This is a genomic window from Helicobacter pylori (assembly GCF_014498195.1).
Taxonomy (GTDB): domain Bacteria; phylum Campylobacterota; class Campylobacteria; order Campylobacterales; family Helicobacteraceae; genus Helicobacter; species Helicobacter pylori_DO.
Genome location: NZ_JACTGH010000013.1, coordinates 1 through 19,943, shown reverse-complemented (window position 1 = coordinate 19,943; position 19,943 = coordinate 1). Strand labels below are relative to the sequence as shown.

The 19,943-nt window shown below is 32.0% G+C and carries 18 protein-coding genes and 1 pseudogene; 13 read left to right on the top strand and 6 right to left on the bottom strand.

What is annotated here, in order from left to right:
• Window positions 1-8: 8 nt before the first annotated feature.
• From H7N67_RS06650 to H7N67_RS06635, 4 genes and pseudogenes are all read left to right on the top strand, one after another.
• Window positions 9-257 carry a hypothetical protein gene (locus H7N67_RS06650; RefSeq protein WP_187939452.1) on the top strand — a complete coding sequence of 83 codons (249 nt, stop codon included), beginning with the start codon at window positions 9-11 and terminating at the stop codon, window positions 255-257.
• A gap of 3 nt (window positions 258-260) precedes the next feature.
• A pseudogene (locus tag H7N67_RS06645) lies at window positions 261-2,320 on the top strand (type IA DNA topoisomerase).
• A gap of 54 nt (window positions 2,321-2,374) precedes the next feature.
• Complete coding sequence (locus tag H7N67_RS06640) at window positions 2,375-2,845, top strand: hypothetical protein (protein WP_000965788.1); 471 nt, start codon at window positions 2,375-2,377, stop codon at window positions 2,843-2,845.
• Window positions 2,815-3,618 carry a nucleotidyl transferase AbiEii/AbiGii toxin family protein gene (locus H7N67_RS06635; RefSeq protein WP_000377503.1) on the top strand — a complete coding sequence of 268 codons (804 nt, stop codon included), beginning with the start codon at window positions 2,815-2,817 and terminating at the stop codon, window positions 3,616-3,618. Before H7N67_RS06640 ends, H7N67_RS06635 begins: the two co-directional genes overlap by 31 nt.
• 73 nt (window positions 3,619-3,691) lie before the next feature.
• Here the strand turns inward: H7N67_RS06635 and H7N67_RS06630 are convergent, their stop codons facing one another.
• The 4 genes from H7N67_RS06630 to H7N67_RS08000 form a co-directional block, all read right to left on the bottom strand.
• Window positions 3,692-4,357, bottom strand: coding sequence for a hypothetical protein (locus H7N67_RS06630; protein WP_187939451.1), 666 nt, complete (start codon window positions 4,355-4,357; stop codon window positions 3,692-3,694).
• A complete protein-coding gene (locus H7N67_RS06625) occupies window positions 4,335-4,712 on the bottom strand; it encodes a hypothetical protein (protein WP_187939450.1) in 378 nt (125 codons plus the stop codon). The genes H7N67_RS06630 and H7N67_RS06625 overlap by 23 nt, the downstream gene beginning before the upstream one ends.
• 46 nt (window positions 4,713-4,758) lie before the next feature.
• Window positions 4,759-5,427 (bottom strand): ParA family protein, encoded by a 669-nt coding sequence (locus H7N67_RS06620; RefSeq protein ID WP_187939449.1) that lies wholly within the window; start codon window positions 5,425-5,427, stop codon window positions 4,759-4,761.
• Window positions 5,428-5,744: 317 nt separating this feature from the next.
• Complete coding sequence (locus H7N67_RS08000; protein ID WP_232263031.1) at window positions 5,745-6,101, bottom strand: hypothetical protein; 357 nt, start codon at window positions 6,099-6,101, stop codon at window positions 5,745-5,747.
• 935 nt (window positions 6,102-7,036) lie between these two features.
• Between H7N67_RS08000 and H7N67_RS06610 the strand changes: the two genes are divergently transcribed.
• The 6 genes from H7N67_RS06610 to H7N67_RS06585 are packed head-to-tail and all read left to right on the top strand — an operon-like array spanning window position 7,037 to window position 14,079.
• Window positions 7,037-7,207, top strand: coding sequence for a hypothetical protein (locus tag H7N67_RS06610; RefSeq protein WP_187939448.1), 171 nt, complete (start codon window positions 7,037-7,039; stop codon window positions 7,205-7,207).
• Window positions 7,204-8,268 (top strand): ArdC family protein, encoded by a 1,065-nt coding sequence (locus H7N67_RS06605; RefSeq protein WP_187939447.1) that lies wholly within the window; start codon window positions 7,204-7,206, stop codon window positions 8,266-8,268. The genes H7N67_RS06610 and H7N67_RS06605 overlap by 4 nt, the downstream gene beginning before the upstream one ends.
• Window positions 8,268-10,115, top strand: a complete 1,848-nt coding sequence (locus H7N67_RS06600) for a V-type ATP synthase subunit I domain-containing protein (RefSeq protein ID WP_187939446.1) — start codon at window positions 8,268-8,270, stop codon at window positions 10,113-10,115. Before H7N67_RS06605 ends, H7N67_RS06600 begins: the two co-directional genes overlap by 1 nt.
• Window positions 10,116-10,124: 9 nt before the next feature.
• Window positions 10,125-11,558, top strand: a complete 1,434-nt coding sequence (locus H7N67_RS06595) for a hypothetical protein (protein ID WP_187939445.1) — start codon at window positions 10,125-10,127, stop codon at window positions 11,556-11,558.
• Window positions 11,558-12,814, top strand: coding sequence for a type IV secretion system protein (locus H7N67_RS06590; RefSeq protein WP_187934727.1), 1,257 nt, complete (start codon window positions 11,558-11,560; stop codon window positions 12,812-12,814). The genes H7N67_RS06595 and H7N67_RS06590 overlap by 1 nt, the downstream gene beginning before the upstream one ends.
• 11 nt (window positions 12,815-12,825) lie before the next feature.
• The gene (locus H7N67_RS06585; RefSeq protein ID WP_187939444.1) at window positions 12,826-14,079 is read left to right on the top strand and encodes a hypothetical protein; all 1,254 of its coding nucleotides are present in this window, start codon (window positions 12,826-12,828) and stop codon (window positions 14,077-14,079) included.
• A 3-nt stretch (window positions 14,080-14,082) separates the two neighbouring features.
• Here the strand turns inward: H7N67_RS06585 and H7N67_RS06580 are convergent, their stop codons facing one another.
• On the bottom strand, window positions 14,083-14,733 hold the full coding sequence (locus H7N67_RS06580) for a hypothetical protein (RefSeq protein WP_187939443.1): 651 nt from the start codon (window positions 14,731-14,733) through the stop codon (window positions 14,083-14,085).
• Between the two features lie 231 nt (window positions 14,734-14,964).
• Here H7N67_RS06580 and ctkA point away from each other — a divergent pair, with 231 nt between their 5' ends.
• The 3 genes from ctkA to H7N67_RS06565 all read left to right on the top strand — a co-directional run bounded on the left by ctkA (window position 14,965) and on the right by H7N67_RS06565 (window position 17,709).
• Entirely contained in the window at window positions 14,965-15,945 is a 981-nt protein-coding gene (ctkA, locus tag H7N67_RS06575; RefSeq protein WP_001142074.1) for a serine/threonine-protein kinase CtkA, read from the top strand.
• A 168-nt stretch (window positions 15,946-16,113) separates the two neighbouring features.
• Complete coding sequence (locus H7N67_RS06570) at window positions 16,114-16,797, top strand: CAAX protease (protein WP_187939442.1); 684 nt, start codon at window positions 16,114-16,116, stop codon at window positions 16,795-16,797.
• 123 nt (window positions 16,798-16,920) lie between these two features.
• Window positions 16,921-17,709 carry a Fic family protein gene (locus H7N67_RS06565; protein WP_187939441.1) on the top strand — a complete coding sequence of 263 codons (789 nt, stop codon included), beginning with the start codon at window positions 16,921-16,923 and terminating at the stop codon, window positions 17,707-17,709.
• Between the two features lie 317 nt (window positions 17,710-18,026).
• Here the strand turns inward: H7N67_RS06565 and H7N67_RS06560 are convergent, their stop codons facing one another.
• Complete coding sequence (locus tag H7N67_RS06560) at window positions 18,027-19,094, bottom strand: tyrosine-type recombinase/integrase (RefSeq protein WP_187939440.1); 1,068 nt, start codon at window positions 19,092-19,094, stop codon at window positions 18,027-18,029.
• Between the last annotated feature and the right edge of the window lie 849 nt (window positions 19,095-19,943).

The following is a 19,943-nucleotide window of genomic DNA, read 5'->3' as shown; positions in this document are numbered from 1 at the left end:
GTTAAATAATGAATTACGATGTTTTAATGGGGTTTTTAGCACTAATAGGGCTAATTCTTTGGTATGGATATGGATTAAGGCAATATCTTAAATTAAAAGATGAGAATAAGAGATTAAAAGAGAAATTACAACGCTGTAATTGTAATATTAAAATTCCTAGTATTCTTGAAGTAGTGAATAGACCTATCGTTATGGATATTAAGGGGGAATTACCACATCTTACAAAGAGCTATAGAAACAATCAAATTAAGGAGTAAAAAATGAAAGATAGCGTCATCATTATTGAAAGCCCTAATAAAGTGGCTAAGATTAGAGAATCACAGGAGCTAAGGTCTTTGCTACCATAGGGCATTTTATGCAACTTAAAAGCTATGATGAAAGTAATGGCTTTAAGCCGACTTTTGATTATGACCAAGAAAAGAAAAAACATATTTTTGAGATGATAGAGGCGTGTAAAAACAAAAAGGTTTATATCGCCACTGACCCTGATAGAGAGGGCTATGCTATAGGCTATATGTTTTATCAAAAAATCAAAAATGTAGCTAGTTCTATTTATAGGGCGGAGTTTTTTGAAATCACACCAAGTGGGATTAACAAGGGCTTACAAAACGCCCTTTTATTTGAAAACACCAATAAGCAAATGTATCAAAGCGCTTTAGCAAGACGAGTTGCAGATATGCTCTTAGGTTTTACGCTATCCCCTTATTTAGGTAAGGCTTTAGGACAAATGAAAGGTAGTAGTGCTGGGCGAGTGCAAACCCCTTGTTTAAAACTTATTGTAGATAGAGACAGAGAGATTGAAAAATTTAAGGCTTTACCTGAAAATGAGAAAGTAAGCTATCAAATTCAAGCTAAGATTAACGATAGTGCTAACAGAGAAGTAACTATCAAGCATTGTGATGAAAAGGGCGAAGAGATTAAATTCAATGATAAAGAAGAGGCTTTAAAACTCTTTGAGAGCTTAAAGGATAATAAAGCTTGTCTTTTAAAGGATTTAAAAAACTCTGTTGTAGAGACTAAACCTAAAAAGCCCTTTATCACTTCTACGCTTTTAGAAAAAGCAAGTTCTATGCTTGGTTTAAGTATTAGCGAAGTGCAATCACTAGCTCAAAATCTCTTTGAGGCTGGACTGATTACTTACATTAGGACAGATGCGGAAAGTTTGAGCGTGGAGTTTTTAGATGAGACAGAGAGCTTTTATGCACCTATTTATAAGGACTTGTATTTAAAAAGAGAATACAAGGCTGGCAAGCAAAGCCAAGCAGAAGCCCATGAAGCAATTCGCATCACACACCCCCATACTTATGAAAACTTAGAAAGTGTGGTCTATAATGCTGGCATTACTAATCAAGACGCTTTAAAACTCTATCAACTTATTTTTGAAAGAACTATTGAAAGTCAAGGCAAGAATGCTATTTATGACAAACAAGACTTGTCCTTTAAAATCAAAAATGAGTATTTTAAGTGTAGCGTTAAGAGTTTAAAAAGCGCTGGGTTTTTAGCAATGTTTTCTAAAAAAGAATTAGAGAGCGATGAAAGTAATGATGGCAAAGATGATAAAGAAAAAGACCAAAACGCACAATTTAATCTAAAAATTGATGATGTGTTAAGTCTAAATGACTTAGTTTTAGCTACCATTAAAAGAAATGCCCCAAGCCCTTATAAAGAGGCAGGCTTTGTAAAGCTTTTAGAAAATAAAGGCATAGGCAGACCTAGCACTTATGCGAGCTATTTGCCTACGCTTGTAAAAAGAGAATATATCAGCATTAGCCAAGATAAAAAACACATTATTACGCCTACACATAAGGGTAAAAGAGTGGTAGAAGTGTTTGAAAATGCTTATCAATTCATTATTGATTTGACCTATACTAAACAAATGGAAGAAGTGCTAGATGAGATTGTAGAAAATAAAAGCTCTTATGTGGATTTTATCAGCAATTTAAATTCTAAATGCCCTAAGATTGAAAAGCTAGAAAGAAATGATGATGAGATAAAGCCTAGTAGTGAGGGGCAAATCACTTATATAGAAAATATTTTAAGAGATTTACAATTAGAACTAAGCGAAGAGTTTAAAAACTACAAAGAAGACAACAGGGTAGCTAAAGCGTTTTTGGATAGATATATTAAAGAGCATGAGTTCTTTAAGAAAAACAACAAAAAGGCTAGTAGCTCTAATAATGATGAAAATAGACCCGCTACGCCTAAACAAATTAGCTTTGCTGAGATATTAGCTAAAAAGCATAATGTCAAGCTCCCCAAAGGATTTAAATATAGTATGAAAGTGTGTGGGGATTTTATCAATGAGTATCATAAGAAGTAGTAAGTGAAATTTTGCTAAACTAGAACCTAATTAAAACTAATGAGGGAGTTTAGCATGCTTTATATTCCACCCACTTCAAAAGAAGTCTATGTTAGCTCTATTGTGGCTTTAAATATCCATAGCCCACAAGGCACAGGAGATTGGCATAGTAGCTATGCTTTAATGGAGAATGCGTTTGATGATATAGGGGTTTATATCTATGGTGAAAAACAAGCTCATAATACTAATAAACTACTAGGCAATCTAGGTATTATAGATGGCACAGCAAGGCTCAATAAAATGGGCTATTACCCTAAACATACTCCCACTTATATTGCAGAGCATCCAAGAGCTTGTGTAGATTGTCTCTATGTTTCTGTATTGCAAACTGGAAAGCTAGGGGTTGTTATGCTAGATGAATGGTTTCCTAGTATTGAAGATAAAGAGAGTGTCTATGCTCTTATAGAAGTGATGAAACCCAAATTAAACAAGCAAGAAAGAGAGAATTTGGATAAATGGATAGCAAGAAACCCCATTATAGAGTGAGTTTAAGCGAACAAGCTCTTAATCATGAAAAACTGATGAGAGCCATTGTTAAAAATCTAGCCGACACCCCTATGGTATTAAAAGGCGGAACAGCTTTGTATCTAGGCTATGGCTTAAATCGTTTTTCAGAAGATTTAGACTTTGATTGTCATAAAAAAATCAATCTCTTAGGCAGAGTAAAGAGCGCTATTCCTAATGGCATTATCTTAAATGATATTCATATTAAAAAAGACACTGATAGTGTGGGGCGTTATATGGTGCGTTATGCTACCAAAGACAATAAAGAAGAACAAACTTTAAAATTAGAAATATCTTATAGAGACGCACCAAAAGAGAGCGAAGTCAATGTGATTGAGGGAATGCGAATTGCTAAAATAGAGCGTATTATTGATAACAAACTCTGTGCTTGCTTTGATGGGGAGCATACAAGAACTAAAGCTAGAGATTTATTTGATTTGCATTTTTTAGCCAAGCATTATGAAGAACATTTTAACTTAGATTTAGCAAGTCGCTTAAAAGATTTTAGCAAAGACCCTGATAAATTAGTGAGCGATTATTTAGTAGATGTAAAACTAGATGCTTTATTAAATCAAATTATGGACTTAGAAGAAACAGCCCTAGAATTAGGGGTAATGGCTCAACTAATACATAAAAAACTTGAAAAACAATCTCATTCCCTTAATGCCTTGCAAGAGCAACAAGGCTATAGCAATAATGATAATAGCCTAGACAATTCTAATGAAAACACCTACACACCTAAGCGTAGGCGATAAGTAACCTTATTGAGTGGGTATTTGATAGTTTTTAGTTGTTTTGTCTTGTTAATTTAATTCTATTTAAAACTACTTAAATACCCTTGCTCTCTAAAATCTCTTTAAAACATTGTTGCAATTTTTTAGAAAATGGCTCTTTTTCTTTGTCATAGTCTTTTCCTAAGCTGATATAAAGTGCGGTGTCTTTGTCTTTAAAATCTTTGATTTCTTTTGTAGGTTTATAACTCAAAAATTCTCTAATCTCTTTAGCATAACCTTTTACTAAAACTTGCAATAAGTCAATGTCATAAGAAAATTTATCTTTAAGGACATTTTGAGCGATTTCTATTAAGCACTCATCATAGATTTCTACACTTTCATTAAACACTTCTTCTACATCACTTTCTTTAACACCATTTAGAAATAGATAGTAATCAAAGAGTCTATCTTCTTTTTCTTCGTTTAGCCATTCTAAGTCGTCTTCATATTCTTCTTCATCAATAGGTTTAAAATCACTAGGAATAGTGCTTTCATAATCAATAGGACTAAACTTACACATCAAGCGTGAAATAAGAATTTTAGGGGCATTCTCATTGCTTATCTTAGCAAACACCATATTGGCTAAGATATTAGCTAAGATTAACTTCTCTACTAAACTAGCTTGGCTGATTTCTTGTTCTAGTTTGTCTTGGAGTTTTAGAGGTGTGTCTTTGTAAATGACTTTGCTAGTAAAAAATTTATTCAAGCTTATTGTTTTCATTATTGCCCTTTTCTTTGTTTTGTAATCTTTCTAGTTGCTTTAAAAGCTTTTGCTCTTGGGTGTTTTTTCTGTGTTTTAAATGCCTAATAAGCGCTTCTTCAATAAAAGTGCTTCGTGTCTCTTTAAATGAGCCAAATTCTAGCAAAAATTCATCAAGTTCTTTTATCACACAAGGACTAAAGGCAATGTTAAAGCTCTTTTTCTTATATTCATCTAACAAGCTTTTTTTACGCCCCCTTTTTTTAGGGATTTTTACTTCCTTTGTGCTAGGCTCTTGTTTTAGGGGGGTATCTTGGGCTTGTTCTTCTTGTTCTTCAAACTTCTTTTCTAGCTCATCAATTTGTTGTAAATCCATACTTGTATGCTCCTTATTGTGTTTATTTTTGTGCTTTTTAACTCTTCTAAACCGCATGTATTTTCTCTTTTTCTAAATGGCTTTTTAATTCGTTATAAAAATTAACCCACTCATTGATAGCCTTTTTATCGCTGTATTCTATGACCCCTAAGCCTTCGCTTACACTGCACTTATAAACAATGCGCTCACTCAAAGAGCTTTCTAAAAGTGTAATCCTATCGCTAGGGTTATTTTCTTTAATAAACTCTATTAAGGCTTGTCTTTCTTTAAGGGTAGGAATAGTAGGCATTCTATTAATGACAATTAAGGCTCTTAGATTTTCATTAAGCTCTTGGAGTTGCTCAATTCTTTCTAGCATATTAGCTAAGACTTCAGTGTCTAATTGGCTAGGAGTTGTTGGCACTAGCACAATATCACTTAAAAGCATAGCTTTTTGGGTTTCTTTGCTGTATTCCCCCTTAGTATCAATAAGGATATTTTCATACTTAGATACCATTTGCTTTAAAGTATCGCTAAAGCCACTACTACGATTAAATAAGCTAAAAGTGGGGCGTTCTTTTTCAGCACGAATTGTAGCAAAAGTTTCCATAGACTTTTGGCTATCTGTATCTAAAACAACCACTTCTTTATTGTCTTTGAGTAATTGCACGGCTAAGTTTAAACAAAGCGTGCTTTTACCACTGCCACCCTTTTCATTAGCAATGCAAATGGTCATGTTATTTTCCTTATTTTAGTTGTTTTAAAAGTATATCACAATTATATAGATTTTGAATTAACTTTAAAGATTTTAATTATTAAGATTTTCTATAGTAGATGTAGTTATTAATTAAATTTAGTAAGGGATAATAAAATTATTTCTATTTGATTAGTATTTAATCTTTAATTTAATATTATGATATTAAAAGAATTTATACTTATTTAGCTCATATCATTAAAACTATTAAGAAATTAAGTTATTAATTAAATTTAAAGCATTTTAAGTAGGTTTTTTAGTTTGGTGTTGTTATGTGATAACTAGCACCCCTTTTTTATTTACTTGCACCTTCTATACCGCCAAATAAATCTTACATTAGAGATAATGCGAGAAAATAAGGGCTTTTTAGAATAAAAGCGAGTGATTTTAATAGGCTTAGTAAAAACATAACTAGGCATTATGTCATTTAATTCTTCTTTCAAGTCTTCTAAAACGCTCTCATTATGGATTTGATAAAACCATTCTAAAGTGTGGCTGTGTTTGCGTTTTAAGGTGATTTCTAGGCGATTATTTTTTGACTTATAGCCTAAAATATCGCTAAATGCAAAGTTAGGGTTAATGTGGTGCTTGGCAAATACTCTCTTAATAGTATTGTAGAGTTGCTCTCTTAAAAAAGTGCTATAAATGCTTGACATGTTTAGTTGCTCCTTATTTTATCTTTGTATTTTTAGTTTTGATTTTTTTACAAATATCAATACAGAAGTCAAGAATAGCTCCCACTAATATTGCGAAAGGAAAAGCTGTGAGTAAAACAATTCTTTGTAGAGTATAAAATACTCTCTTGTAGAAACTATCCATAACCCTTAATTGTAGCTCATCAAAGACTATGAGTTCTTTTAGGGTTCTTTCTATCTCTCTTCTATTTTCTATCATTTTGCATAAATTTTTTCTAATCTTTTCATCGTATTTAATAACGATGTAGAGAGACTTCTTATTGTCTTTTTCTCTTACTTCTATGCTTTTAAAATGTTCTTTGGTTAGCTCTACATTACAATGTTTAAAAATTACTAGGATTTTTTTCCATTGTTTTTGCTCACTAATTTAATTATTTTATTAGTATATCATAATTTTATATGTTTTTAATCAACTATTTTGTATCTATAAGTTATTAGTTATTTATCTTACTTATTTAAATAACTAAATGATTAAAAAATAATATAGACTAATAAAAATTGCAAAATCAGTAAAATACAAATGAGCATCTAGGTTGTCTAAGATTTTTATGTGAAATTTATAGATGTGGTTAGAAAATTTCTTAAAAAACTTTTTAAAATAGTAAAAAACTATCATTTTAGCTTAAGATTAGCTTAAATTTTAACTTTTTTTCATTAAATTTTTAGGCTTATTTACTTTTCATTTACTTTTAGATTAAGTTACGCATTTTAGGGGGTTGTAGAGTTTGAGCCTTAAAAATGTGTGCGTACACATTTGGGTTTTTTGCTTAATTTTAGCTTAAAAAGTGGCATATGTGTACGCACACATTTTGAAATAGTAAATAAGTCAAGACCTTGATTTTTTTGCAATCTTAATGGCATTCTAAAAAGATTTTTTAACAACAAGGACAGACAAAATGGCACAAGATTTTTTAGAACTTACAGAGGGAAATTACCCTATGAGTGAGGAGCAAATGTTAGAGTTTATGCAAATGGGAGTAGAACCTAAAAGCGAACAAGAAGTGAAAATGGAACTAGAAAATTCATCAGAAAATACCAATAATAGTAGAGAGGAAGATTCAAAATGAAAGCGTGGAATGAAATGGATATTAAAGAGCAAAAAGAAATTTTTGCTCAATTTTTAGCGAGTGAAATTGCACAAAGTCTTAATGCAGGACTAGAGTTTAAAGCCAATAATAGAGCTTATAATGGCAATGTGGGTAATGCTTATAATGGCTTAAACGCTCTTATTTTAGATGCCAAGCAACATGAAAATGGCTATGAGAGTAATGTGTGGGTAAATTTAGATGATGCCTTAAAACTTGGGGCAAACCCTAAAGAAGTGGAGTTTATTAAAAACAACACTAAGAGCAAAAATAATAAGGAGGGCATTTATGATAAGGCAAGTATCGCTTATATTAGAGATTATGAAATGCGCTATGTTAAAGCAAGAGACAAAGAAGGCAATTTAATCCCCCTTAAAGACAAAGAGGGCAATGCTAGGCGTAATGCTAAGGGCGAAATTATCTATGAATATGAAAAAGTCCCCCAAAGAGACAAACTTGGCAACATCAAGTATATGCAAGATGGCGTTACACCCTTTTATGAGTTTAAAAAAGAAAAAATAGATATAGAGCCGACTTTAGAAATTAAAAATCTCTACAATGTCAATATTTTTCAAACGCTAGACAAAACTAAGCTTAAAGAATTAGACCCTAAAACTTTAAGGACGCAATACATTAGCCATACTTTCTCTATGGATAATCAAAACTTAGTGATTTATGATTTATCCAAGCATTTAAATGAAAAAGAATATAAGAAAGTGCTAGATTATGTGGAGCAATATGGCGCAACCCATTCTGAAAAAAGAAAGCAATACAACATTTCTCAAAGCTACCAACAAGAACCTAAGGTTGAAATCGCTCCTAGCACAGAAAATAATGTCAAAGAAAACAACGCCAAAGAACCAAATAACAATGAAATGAATATGGAGCAGTTTAACAAAATGCTTGAAATGGCTCAGAATAATCCGCAAATGTTAGCTATGTTACAACAAACTCTTAATAAGGGAGCAGAGCAACAAAAGCATGACAACTATTTTGCTAATGATGAAGCAGCACCCACTCAATCTAAGGGTAGGGGCAGATAATGCAAGATTTTATCAATGGATTTCTTAAAGCTTGGAAAGCGTGGAGTGATGATGGTAAGGACGCTTTTTTAGAGAGTTTTTTAGATGAAGTTAAAAGCTCTCAAAATGACCCCTCTAACTTCTTAGGCATTTTAGAACAAGAAATCAAATCTTTAAGCCAAGAGGGCTTACAAGATGACATGTCTTCTATGCTAGAAGTGATTGAGAGCATGAAAAATGAAATCTCTAATTCAAAAGACAACGAAAATGTGAGCGATTTTATGAATGTCTTGCAAAATGAAATCTCACAAGGACAAAACAACTCTAATGATAATCCAAATGAGTTTGTAGAAAGTTTAGCCCAAGCCATTACTGAGATACAAGAAAATAAAAATGAGTTAGCCAAACAAGAGCTAGAAAAATACGCCATAGAGGGCGAAAATAAAGCATTAGAACAATATGATGAAAGCCAAAACCCTGATACTCTCTATGAGCAACAAGTCGCACAAGAGCAAGTTGAAGATAAAGAAGAAAGGCTTTTAAACAATCAAGACTTAGAATTAGAAACATTAAGGGATGACAATACCAAGCAAGGCTTAGATGATGAAAATTTAGAGCTTTTAGAGAGCTTACAGACCATAAGAGATGAAACAAACGAAGTTGCCAACTCTCTAAGAGCTAATGAGACCATTGAATTGCTAAGACCTACAGGTGAGAATACTACCAGCAAAATTACCTCTCTTGCCTTAGAAGAAAACAACAAGCTTAATGAAAAAGAAACTAACACACAAGAACAAAATACAGAAAAAGAGCAAGAAAAACCTAAGATTGGTAATGACATAGACTTTAAAGACAAATACGCTAATTTACATAGCTTTTTCAAACAAACCGAGCTTGATATTAAACAAAAGCGTATTAAGACTAAGCTTGATTTTAAAGAGAGCTTTTTGAATTACGCTAAAAACCACATGAATGAAGATGAATTGAAAGTCTTATTAGTGGTGAGCCAAAAAGAACCCACCAAGCTCACTAAAGAGCATATCAATTTGATTAAAGATTGCTTAGAACAAGCACATGGCAATAAACATATGCAAGATAAGGGCTTACAATTAAGCGTTAAATCAATCTTGGGACACGAATTAGAAAAAGAACACCACGAAGTGTTAAAAGATTATATGCAAAAAAGTAAAGACAGCTTAGAACCTATGGATAACAGAGTGTATGAAGTGATGCAAAAACACTTAGACAAGCAACAAGAAAAAGCGCTCAAAAATTTAGATAGCACCACTCAAAGTGTGATAGTGAATGCTATTAAAGAGCAAAATAATGCTAATGAAAACGCTCAACAAGAAACAAAAAACTCACAAGCACAAGAGACTACTAGCTCACAAGCTTATGAAAGCGTGTCTCAAGCAAACACACAAGATACTACTCAAGCTAATGAGAGTATTAAGCCACAAACTAATAACACAGCTACACAACAAGAAAACACAAAAGAAAGCCAAGTTACACAGCAAAATAGCACTATTCAAGATCAAAAAGAGCCACACGCTAAAGAAGAACCTAAGAAAGTCTCACACCCTGATGAACCATGGCTAGATTATGACCCTAAAAATCATGCGGGATTAAAGGAACGACAAGAGAACCAAGAAAAAACACCAAGTAAGGGGAATGATGAGCCTTGGATTGAATATGGCAAACAAATGCAAGCTAAAGCCAAAGCCCATTATCAAGCTTATTTAGAAAAAGAGCGAGCCAAGCAAAATCAACAAAATACCCAAAACACCATAGAGAACCAAAACAAAGAAGTTCCAACCATAGACTATGGCTATACACAAAATACGCCAGCTAAGAGCAGAAGGCGCTAGGAAATCATTGTGGCTTACATTCCTAATCTCACTGCCTTGCCCTTACATGAGATTTTGCTAGACAATGGCTACACTTATAATAAAAACAAGACAAGCAAGAATAACCCTTGCTTAAAACATGAAAATGAAGAGGGAAGTTTAGTTATCTTTAAAAATCAAAATAAAGATGGCTCCATTAGTTACACCTACAAAGAAACCCACACAGATAAAGTCGGTAATATCATCACTTTTTGTAATGATAGAAACATTAGTGTAGAAGATTTAATCGCTGGAAAGTTAGAAGATTATCTTAACAAGCAAGACAATCTCAAAGCAAGGAATAACACACAAGAGAATAACGAAGAAGTTCAAAAAATAAGAGAGGAGTTTAACAACCTTAAACCCTATGATTTAGAAAACGCTACACTCATTAAAAAGCGTGAGATTGATGTAAGGCTATTAGAACCTTACAAAGAGCATTTAAAGACCGATAGCTTTAACAATCTAATCTTAGCGACTTACTTAGCTTTTGAAGATAAAAGACTTAATGTCATACCCATTTATCAATATGGCATTAACAAACGCTTAAATATGCCCTTAACTACAGATAAAGAGGACAACATAAGAGACAAACCTTTAAAATCTATCGCACAAGGAAATAAAGGCATAGAAGTCTTATACCCTAATGACTTAAACTTAGTTAAAAATGTCATTATTACTGAAAATATCTTTGATAGTCTCGCTTATTTAGAATTACAAGATTTAGACCCCAAAGAAAGCGTTTTAATTAGCACTGCAGGGCAATTTAACGCACAAAAATTAGAACTCTTTTTTCAAAGCTTTTTTAAGCAATTAAAAAACAGACAACAAGGAGCGTATAACAATTATCTAAGACAAGAAGAACAATGGCAAGAGCTAGTGAGACAAGGCAAGGCTAATGATGATTTTAAGAGTGTGGTCGTAGAGACCTACACTGACATTATTAAAAACTATCAAAGAGAAAAGAACACTCCCATTTATAATAAAAGAGTGAAAAAAACTAGAGAGTTTAGAAAGCCACAACCTGTCAATCAACCACAAGAGAGCTTTAATGTGGTGTTAGCCTTTGATAATGATGTTAAAGGCAAAGGTTATAGAGAAAAATGCGAGGGTATTTTATATGCTCTCTTACAGCAATTCCCCACTATCTATACGCCTTTTTCAAAGGATTGTAACAATGATTTGAAACTAGCTCACATTATAGAAAATAAGGCGATTAGCATTGACATTATGGCGGAGTTTTTAGAAAGTTCTTTAGAGAAATTAAATAACAACGACACACCTATACAAGAAAAGGAAAGTATTATGGATAAATTAGAACAAATTGATAGCCTTAAACCTTTTAGTAAAGAATTTAAGGACATTTTAGAAAATATTAAAGAAAATTTACAGACACAGAGTTATGTTAAAGGGAGGGGGAGATAATGCAGGGTAATAGTCTAAGTATTTATGAAACGATTTTATCGCTATTTAGCGACCCAACAAAAAAAATATTTTACAACATAGCAACTCAAACAGCAGAAGTTTTAAAAGCTCAAATGATAATTAATGCTGTTTTGGTAATTTTATTTATGATATGGGCTTATAAGCGAGTGAAAGAGGGCGATATATTTCAGTTTAAAACCGCTATGGGCGTGGTTGTATTCATAGTGTTTATGGGAGTTTTAAATTGGGCAATGGATAATCCAATAACTTACATGAATATGCTTAAAGACACCATTTTCTACCCTTCTAATAAGCTTACTGAGATTATCACAAACAGCATGACCTCATTGCAAACATTGACAGGAAAAAATGATTTAACCTTAGGCTCATTGATAGATAAGTCCTACTATTCCATAACACAATTATACAGAGAAGTATTTAGTGATTTAGGCTGGAAGACATTTTTTACTATGTTTCCTATGTTAATCATTTTTCTTTTGTTAGTCCTAGCTCAAATTCTTTTAATTGGACTAATTTTAATCATTGTTCTAATCACTCTTGTTGAAACTCTTACATGGCTATCATTGGGCTTTGCAGTTTTACCATTAGCACTATTCCCACAGACTAAGGGTATGCTCTTTAGCTACCTTAAAAAACTCATTTCCCTTACTTTTTATCAGCCTTGCATTATGGTAGTATCTTTTTTAAATTTTTCAATGATAGAAAGTATTACTTTAAAAATTCCTACCCAAGCAGAAATAATCAATGGGTTCTATAACAAAGGACACATAGTTGACCAAATGATAGAAAATGGTTCAAATCAAGCAATCAATAATTTTCAAAATGCTATGGAAGCTTATACTAGCGTATTAGGATTTTTTATTATCTTAATTTTAGGCTCTGTAATTTGTTTCTTTCTAATCAAACGAGTGCCTGATTTTATCAACAATATCTTTGGCACAAGTGGAGGCGTTGGGGCAGTAACAGAAATGATGCAAAAAATTGGTATGACAATAGGCGGAGCAGTCGTAGGAGGCTCTATGGTTATGGTAGCTAATCAAGCTAAACAAGCTTATCAGAGTGCTGGGGGCGGATTAGCAGGACTTCAAGCTGGAGCAAGAGCGATGTTTGGGGCTGGACTAAGCGGAGGGATTACCACTATGGCAAATGCAAAAGGAGCAAAAGCTGGTGTGAGACACTTTGTAGCGAGTGTGAAAAGTGGCTTTGGACTTGATAATGATAGAAACAACAAATGAAAGGTTTTATAATGAAAAAATTAGTTTTTAATATAGGTTTTAGTGTGCTTTTATATTGCAATAGCGTGTTTGCAGAGGGGGAAACTCCTTTGATTGTCAATGACCCAGAGCTTCATGCTGGTCAAGCCACTGTGATAGGTAAAATGGTAGATAGCATTAAAAAATATGAAGAGATTATCTCTAAAGCTCAAGCTCAAATCAATCAGTTGCAAAAAGTCAATAACATGATAAATACGACTAACTCTTTGATTAGTAGCAGTGCTATCACTTTAGCAAACCCTATGCAAGTGATACAAAACGCTCAGTATCAAATAGAGAGTATTAAATATAACTATGAGAATTTAAAGCAAAGCATAGAAAATTGGAACACACAAAATTTGCTAAGAAACAAGTATTTATCGCAACAATGCCCTTTTTTTGATTTTAACAAATTGACTAACAATAAGATTGTCAATTTAAGCAATCTTAACAATGCTATTACAAAAACAGGCAAGCAAACCGCACAAGTGAAAGATATGCAAAATTTAATCCAAGCTCTAAGTAATAATGGCTATGAAAACTTACAGTCTCTTACTGGGCAATTAAGCGGTAGAGATATGGGATTGATTTTATGCGAAGAGCTAATCAAAGATGAAAATCAAGCAAGGTATAACCAACTATCAGCAGAAGCTAGTTTGAATATTCTCAATGGTAACTATCAAGCATATAAAATGAAAATATTTCAACAAGATGCGATGAAATTAACAGAAAGGATTAAAAAACAAAAAGAAATTAATGCAAAAGCAGATTATCTAAAACACAGACTAGCTGATATTCAACAACAATTAGGCGTAACAGACCCCACAGCCAACCATAATAAACAAGGGATACATTATTGCAAAGAAAACAAAGAAAATGGCACTTGCACGCCATTAGCCCTAGAAAAAACTCGCCTAGACAACGAGCTAGAGCAAGAAATCCAAACTCTCACACTTGATTTATCTAACGCTCCTAATAAAGATGCTCAGAGCCAAGCCTATGCGAATTTTAATCAAAGGATTAGGTTACTCACGATAAAGTATTTAAAAGAGATCACCAATCAAATGCTCTTTTTAAATCAAACTATGGCAATGCAAAGTGAGATTATAGCAGACATATACAAAACAGACTATGGGTTTAACACAAATTTAAAGGGCACAAAATCAACCCAATACCAAACAAGGGAGCAAATCTTAGGTAAGGTAAAAACAAACCAATTTGGCTTTCCAGAAATTGCTCCCGATTGAAAATCAAGGCTGTCTAACAGCTCTTTTTATTTCTAATTTTGGGTGCATTATGGCTAGACTTGTAGCTTTTGAAAGGCATTCATGGTCAGCTTGATTTTGTTCGTTTTCAAATTTTTCTTCAAAGTGTGAGCCACTATAAGTCCACCATTTGGGTTTTGTGTCTCCATAGGCACTATAAAAAGCATTGCTATAACACGATATTTTACCATCTTCACTTTTGCTACAACGATTTTTTTTAAGAAAGTTACTTTCCGCTTTTTTACGGCTTTCTCTAACATAGTTTCTACAAGCAACTAGCCACTCTTCATCTTTTTTAATTTGCTCATTTCTTTCATCTACTATTTTCTGTAATTCTTGTTCTTTTTTAGATAGCTGTTTTTTATTAACACAAGAAAGAAAAGCGGTTTTCCATTCTTGTGGAAGATTTTTTGATAAATTCCAACCATCATTCAAATATTTAGAACCATCAATTTGAGAATTACAATCAATGGCGTATTCTTTCTTAATATTGCTTTTAGATTTGCTGAGATAGTCAATTAAGTTAGCATCTGTAAATAAAGGTTTCGCCATTACATTAAGCGGGGAGCACACCACCAACGCTCCAGCTAATAACCCTGTCCTTAAAATTTTATCTAATCTTTTTAAAACAATCATTTTTTATTCCTTTTAACCTAAAATTACAATTTTAATCATTATAATATAAAGTTTTAAAAATATATCAATAACAATCAAGTATTTAGTTATTTTATAAGTATTGAGTTAGTTTTGATTATTTAAATTACTGATTAAATATGTTCTTAACAAGTAATAACGATGTCTTATAGATAATTTTATTTGTGTTATAATTGGCTTAACAATCCATTTAAGAGTAGCAAAAGGATAACCATGCCAACCATTGATTTTACCTCTTGTGAGATTAATCCTAAAAAAGGTTTTGGGGGAGCAAATGGAAATAAGATTAGCCTAGTTTATAACAATGAACTCTACATGGTCAAATTTCCCCCTAAGCCTTCTACACATAAAGAAATGTCCTATACCAATGGTTGCTTTAGTGAATATGTGGCATGCCATATAGTTAATAGCTTAGGCTTAAAGGTTCAAGAAACATTGCTAGGCACTTATAAAAATAAAATCGTAGTTGCTTGTAAAGATTTTACCACTCATCAATACGAGCTTGTAGATTTTCTAAGCCTAAAAAACACCATGATTGAATTAGAAAAATCAGGCAAAGACACTAATTTGAATGATGTCCTTTATGCCATAGATAACCAGCATTTTATTGAACCACAAGTTTTAAAGCGTTTCTTTTGGGATATGTTTATAGCAGATACCTTGCTAGGTAATTTTGATAGGCATAATGGTAATTGGGGTTTTTTAAGAGCCTCAAATTCAAAAGAATATAAAATAGCTCCCATTTTTGATTGTGGCTCTTGTCTATACCCACAAGCTGATGATGAAGTATGTCAAAAAGTTTTAAATAATATTGATGAGCTAAATGCAAGAATTTATAATTTCCCCCAATCTATCTTAAAAGATGATAATGATAAAAAAATCAACTACTATGATTTCTTAACTCAAACAAATAATAAAGATTGCCTTGATGCGCTACTTAGGATATACCCACGCATAGATATGGATAAAATCCATTCAATTATTGATAATACGCCCTTTATGAGCGAAATACACAAAGAATTTTTACATACAATGCTTGATGAAAGAAAATCAAAGATTATAGATGTAGCACACGCTAGAGCTATTGAGCTATCTTTACAACACAAACAAGCTCACTCAAATTCCTATGATGACAATACCGATGACTTAGACAATGCTAATGAATATGCCCATGCGCCTAAGCGTAGGCGATAAACAATATTATTAAGTAGGTATTTGATAGTTTTAGTTATTTTATAAGTATTTAGTTAGTTTTGATTATTTGAATTACTGATTAAATATGTTCTTAACAAGTAATAACAATGTCTTATAGCTAATTTTATTTGTGTTATAATCGATTTAACAAACCATTTAAGAGACACTATGCAAGATTTACAAGATTTTAAAAACGATATTACGCTCATTCTATCCAAAGATAGATTAGACACTTATGACAACCTAGAGCAATATAAAGAAAACCTAAAACTAATTAGTTCAATCACGCCTAAAATCTCTAATTTAGAGATTTACTTACGCAACGCACTAGATTACTGTCTCACTCAAAATAAGGGGAGTGAATGGGTGTTTGATGAAAATTCTTTAATCCCCTTAATAGAAGAATTAAAAGACAAGAAAAAAGAAATCTCGCATTCTTTAATCTTGTCTAAAACGTCTTTGGGAGCAGTGATTAAGCTTATCTTTTTTTATAAATTAGAAAGCTCGGTTTTAAATCTAAGGCATTTTAATTTTAAAAAATACTACCAAGATAACAAAAACACTTTGCTTGTTAATGACAGAAAACAAAGTCTTTATGATTATATTAAGGCTCATATTGCTCTAAATTTGCTATGGACAATTAGAAATCGTGCGTATCATTGGGAAAACCTACTAAAAATCAAGCCAAACAACCGCCCACGCATTACGACTTATTTTAATGGTTTAAGAGATGATAATAAACCTAAAAAACCCATGAATATAAGCGTTGAGTCTAGTAAAATCACTCTATTTTTAGATGATTTAATCAAAAGCATTGGGAATAAAGATTTAGAAGAGTTGAGTAACTTATAAAGAAGTGGGCTAACCGAAGCCCATTGAATGTAGGCGTATTATAGCCAAACGATCGCTATAAGTCAAACCAAAACCAACACAAAATTTGCTAAACTAGAACAAATCAAACATCAAAGAGAACCTATGAATTACAAAGAACTACTAGAATTTAATGATTACGCTATGGATTTAACCATTAGAATGGCGCATCATAGCACCGCTATTGAAAACAACCCTTTAAGTCTTGCTGAAACCATAAGTATTTTAACCACTGAATACATTCCTAGAGAAATGCCCCAAAGGGCATTCTTTGAAGTGAAAAACTATCAAAATATGCTCCCCTTTTTATTAGAAAATTTAAAGAAAGAACAAAAGATTGATAGCTTTTTTGTGAGAGAATTGCATGGAATTTTAATGAATTTTTTACTCCCTAACAAGGGGACTTTTAAAACCACTGATAACATGATTTTAGGGGCTAGTTTTGAAACGACCCCATCATTTCAAGTGCCTATGGCTATGAAAGAGTGGTGCGACAATCTCAATTATAAAATGAATACCTTACAAGATAAAGAAGAAAAACTAAAAGCCATTTTAGAACAGCATATTCTATTTGAAAGAATACACCCTTTTAGCGATGGCAATGGCAGAGTAGGTAGAGTGCTAATCCTTTATAGCGTTTTAGAGCAAAATTTAGTGCCTTTTGTGATTACCAAAGAGCAAAAAGAGGCTTACATCAAAGCGTTGGACACGCACAATATAGAGAACTTGTATCAACTCGCTAAAATATCCCAAGAATTTGAACTCACTCGCATACAAGGGCAAATGGTGTTAAATAAGAATAAGCAAGAAAATGACAACACCGATGATTTAGGTAATAATGACTACTTAGAAAATACTAACGAATACACCGTTACACCTAAGCGTAGGCGATAAATAATATCATTAAACAAGTATTTGATAGTGTTTAGTCATTTTATCAGTATTGAATAGAATTTAGTTATTTGTATTGTTAATCAAATATATTCTTAATGAGTAACAATAATCTATAATTACATTGTTTTTATAATATTTTGTAATTTAAGCTAACTCTATAAAATCTCAATGATTTTAACAACCCTTATAAAACTAATCATTTTTAATTAGCAATAAAACATTAAATAGTTAATTAAAATTATCTAATGCTAGATTATTTATCTTAATAAGATTATTTAAACTAATTACACTAAACTACCTAATCAATTTTAACCACCTTACTTCTTGTTCTCTATCAAACTATCAAACACAAGAGCCACTTTCTTGTTATGCTCTTGTGTGGTATGAATATAAATCTTAGTAGAGAGTAATGAGCTATGCCCTAAAGCTCTTGAAGTTAAAACTAAGTCTTGGGTCTCTTGATAGATAAGCGTAGCAAAACTATGCCTAAATAGATGTAAGCCTGTGCCATATTGTTTGTAATGTTTGATTTGGGCTAATTTAAAGATTAAGGGGATAAAATTATAAAGCGTTAAAGAATTTTGTGATTTTTGCTTATCCTTTTTAAAGAGATATGCTCCATTGAAATATTTTAGTCTGTAATCATCACTAAGCCAAGCATTCAAGCTTGGTTCTAACAAACTCTTTTTGATATAAGCTTTTCTTTCTTTCCTACCTTTACCTTGAATTAAAATAGAGTAGTTTTGTTCTTCTACTTGAATGTGTTTTAACTCTATGTTTAACACTTCGCATTTTCTAAGTCCCCCAAGTATTACAATAAGTAGAATACACTTATTGCGTTTTTCAAAGCTTGTAGCTGGCTTATATTCTAAAAGTGTTTTTAAAAAACTCTTTAAATCCTTGTAGTTTAAATGTCTGGGTAAGCTTTCTTTGGTCTTAGCAAAGGCTAGGTTTTTAAGGGCAAAGTCAAAGTTATAATGCTTTTTTCTATCCAAGTAATCAAAGAATTGCCTTAAATACATCACATACTTAGCCATAGAGCTTGGTTTTCTATTTTGAGCGAGTTCAAAAAGAAAGTTAATGACTTGCTCTTCGCTAAGCATTCTAAAACTTCTTAATTTGAGATTATCTTTAAAATAGTTAAAGAATAAAAACAAGCCTTGCATCATTATAGTGTGTTTAATGCCTTGATTATAAAGAATATGATAGAGTTGTTTTAATTGCTCAACATTATGGCATTTTAAAACTTTGTTTTGCGTATCTAATATCAAAGCCATATCATTCACATCTTGAATAGGTGTGAAATTTTTAACCTTAGTGTATAAAAAGGCTTTGAGATTATCAAAAAGTTCTCTTTGAGATTTGGTGAGTTTGTTATTTAGCATATTGCTCCCTTATTTAAAATTCAAAAATAAATCTTAAAGAATGAGAGTTTTATGTCTTTTAATTTGCTTGGTTTTAAAAGCGGTATTTTTAACAATTCCGCATTGCTCCTTAGAGATTTGAAATTCCGCCTTTAAATCTAAATCTCTAAAAAGTTCCGCTTTTAACTAAGGCATAAAAGCAAAATTTCGCCCCCTTAAAAGTAAATAATCAAATACATAGTTATTTGCATTACTCACTAAATACAAAAATTGAATTTATCAACGATTAAATAGTTTTTGAAAGTAAGATTTAAGCGCTTTTTAAGGTTAAGAAGTGCGTGTTTATGGGTATTAGATATGAAAGCGGAACTTAAGTTCCGTATAGTTATAAAAATATTAAGGGAAAGAAAGGTTTACCTTTCTTTCCTAACCTATTGAGTAAACATGTTATTAGTAAATATCATGTCATGAGGGAGATTTCTTTTTTTTAAAAAACTTGATTAAATTAGACAACTAGGAACTTGCTAAAGGAAAAAAAGAAAAATCAAAAAAAAGAACTTTTGATTAAAAGAGACAAACTGACTGAAAGAGCCATAAGGTTAGTTGTGGCTAGGTTTAGTTTAAGGAAAGTTTTTAATTTCTTTTATTAGTAAAAATAAGAACAAAATCAAAATAAAAGAAAAATAGGAATTACCTATCAATGACATGTTAGTTGTGGAAGGAATGATTGGTCAAGGCTTGTGTTATCCCACTAGCACGAAAAACTCCGTCCTTTAGGGCGGAGATGTAAGTGCATATCTGTTAGGTATTTGAATATCGTTTCACCTAGATCCATTCGCTTTTTAGTGCATTCTATTAAAAATCAAAGTT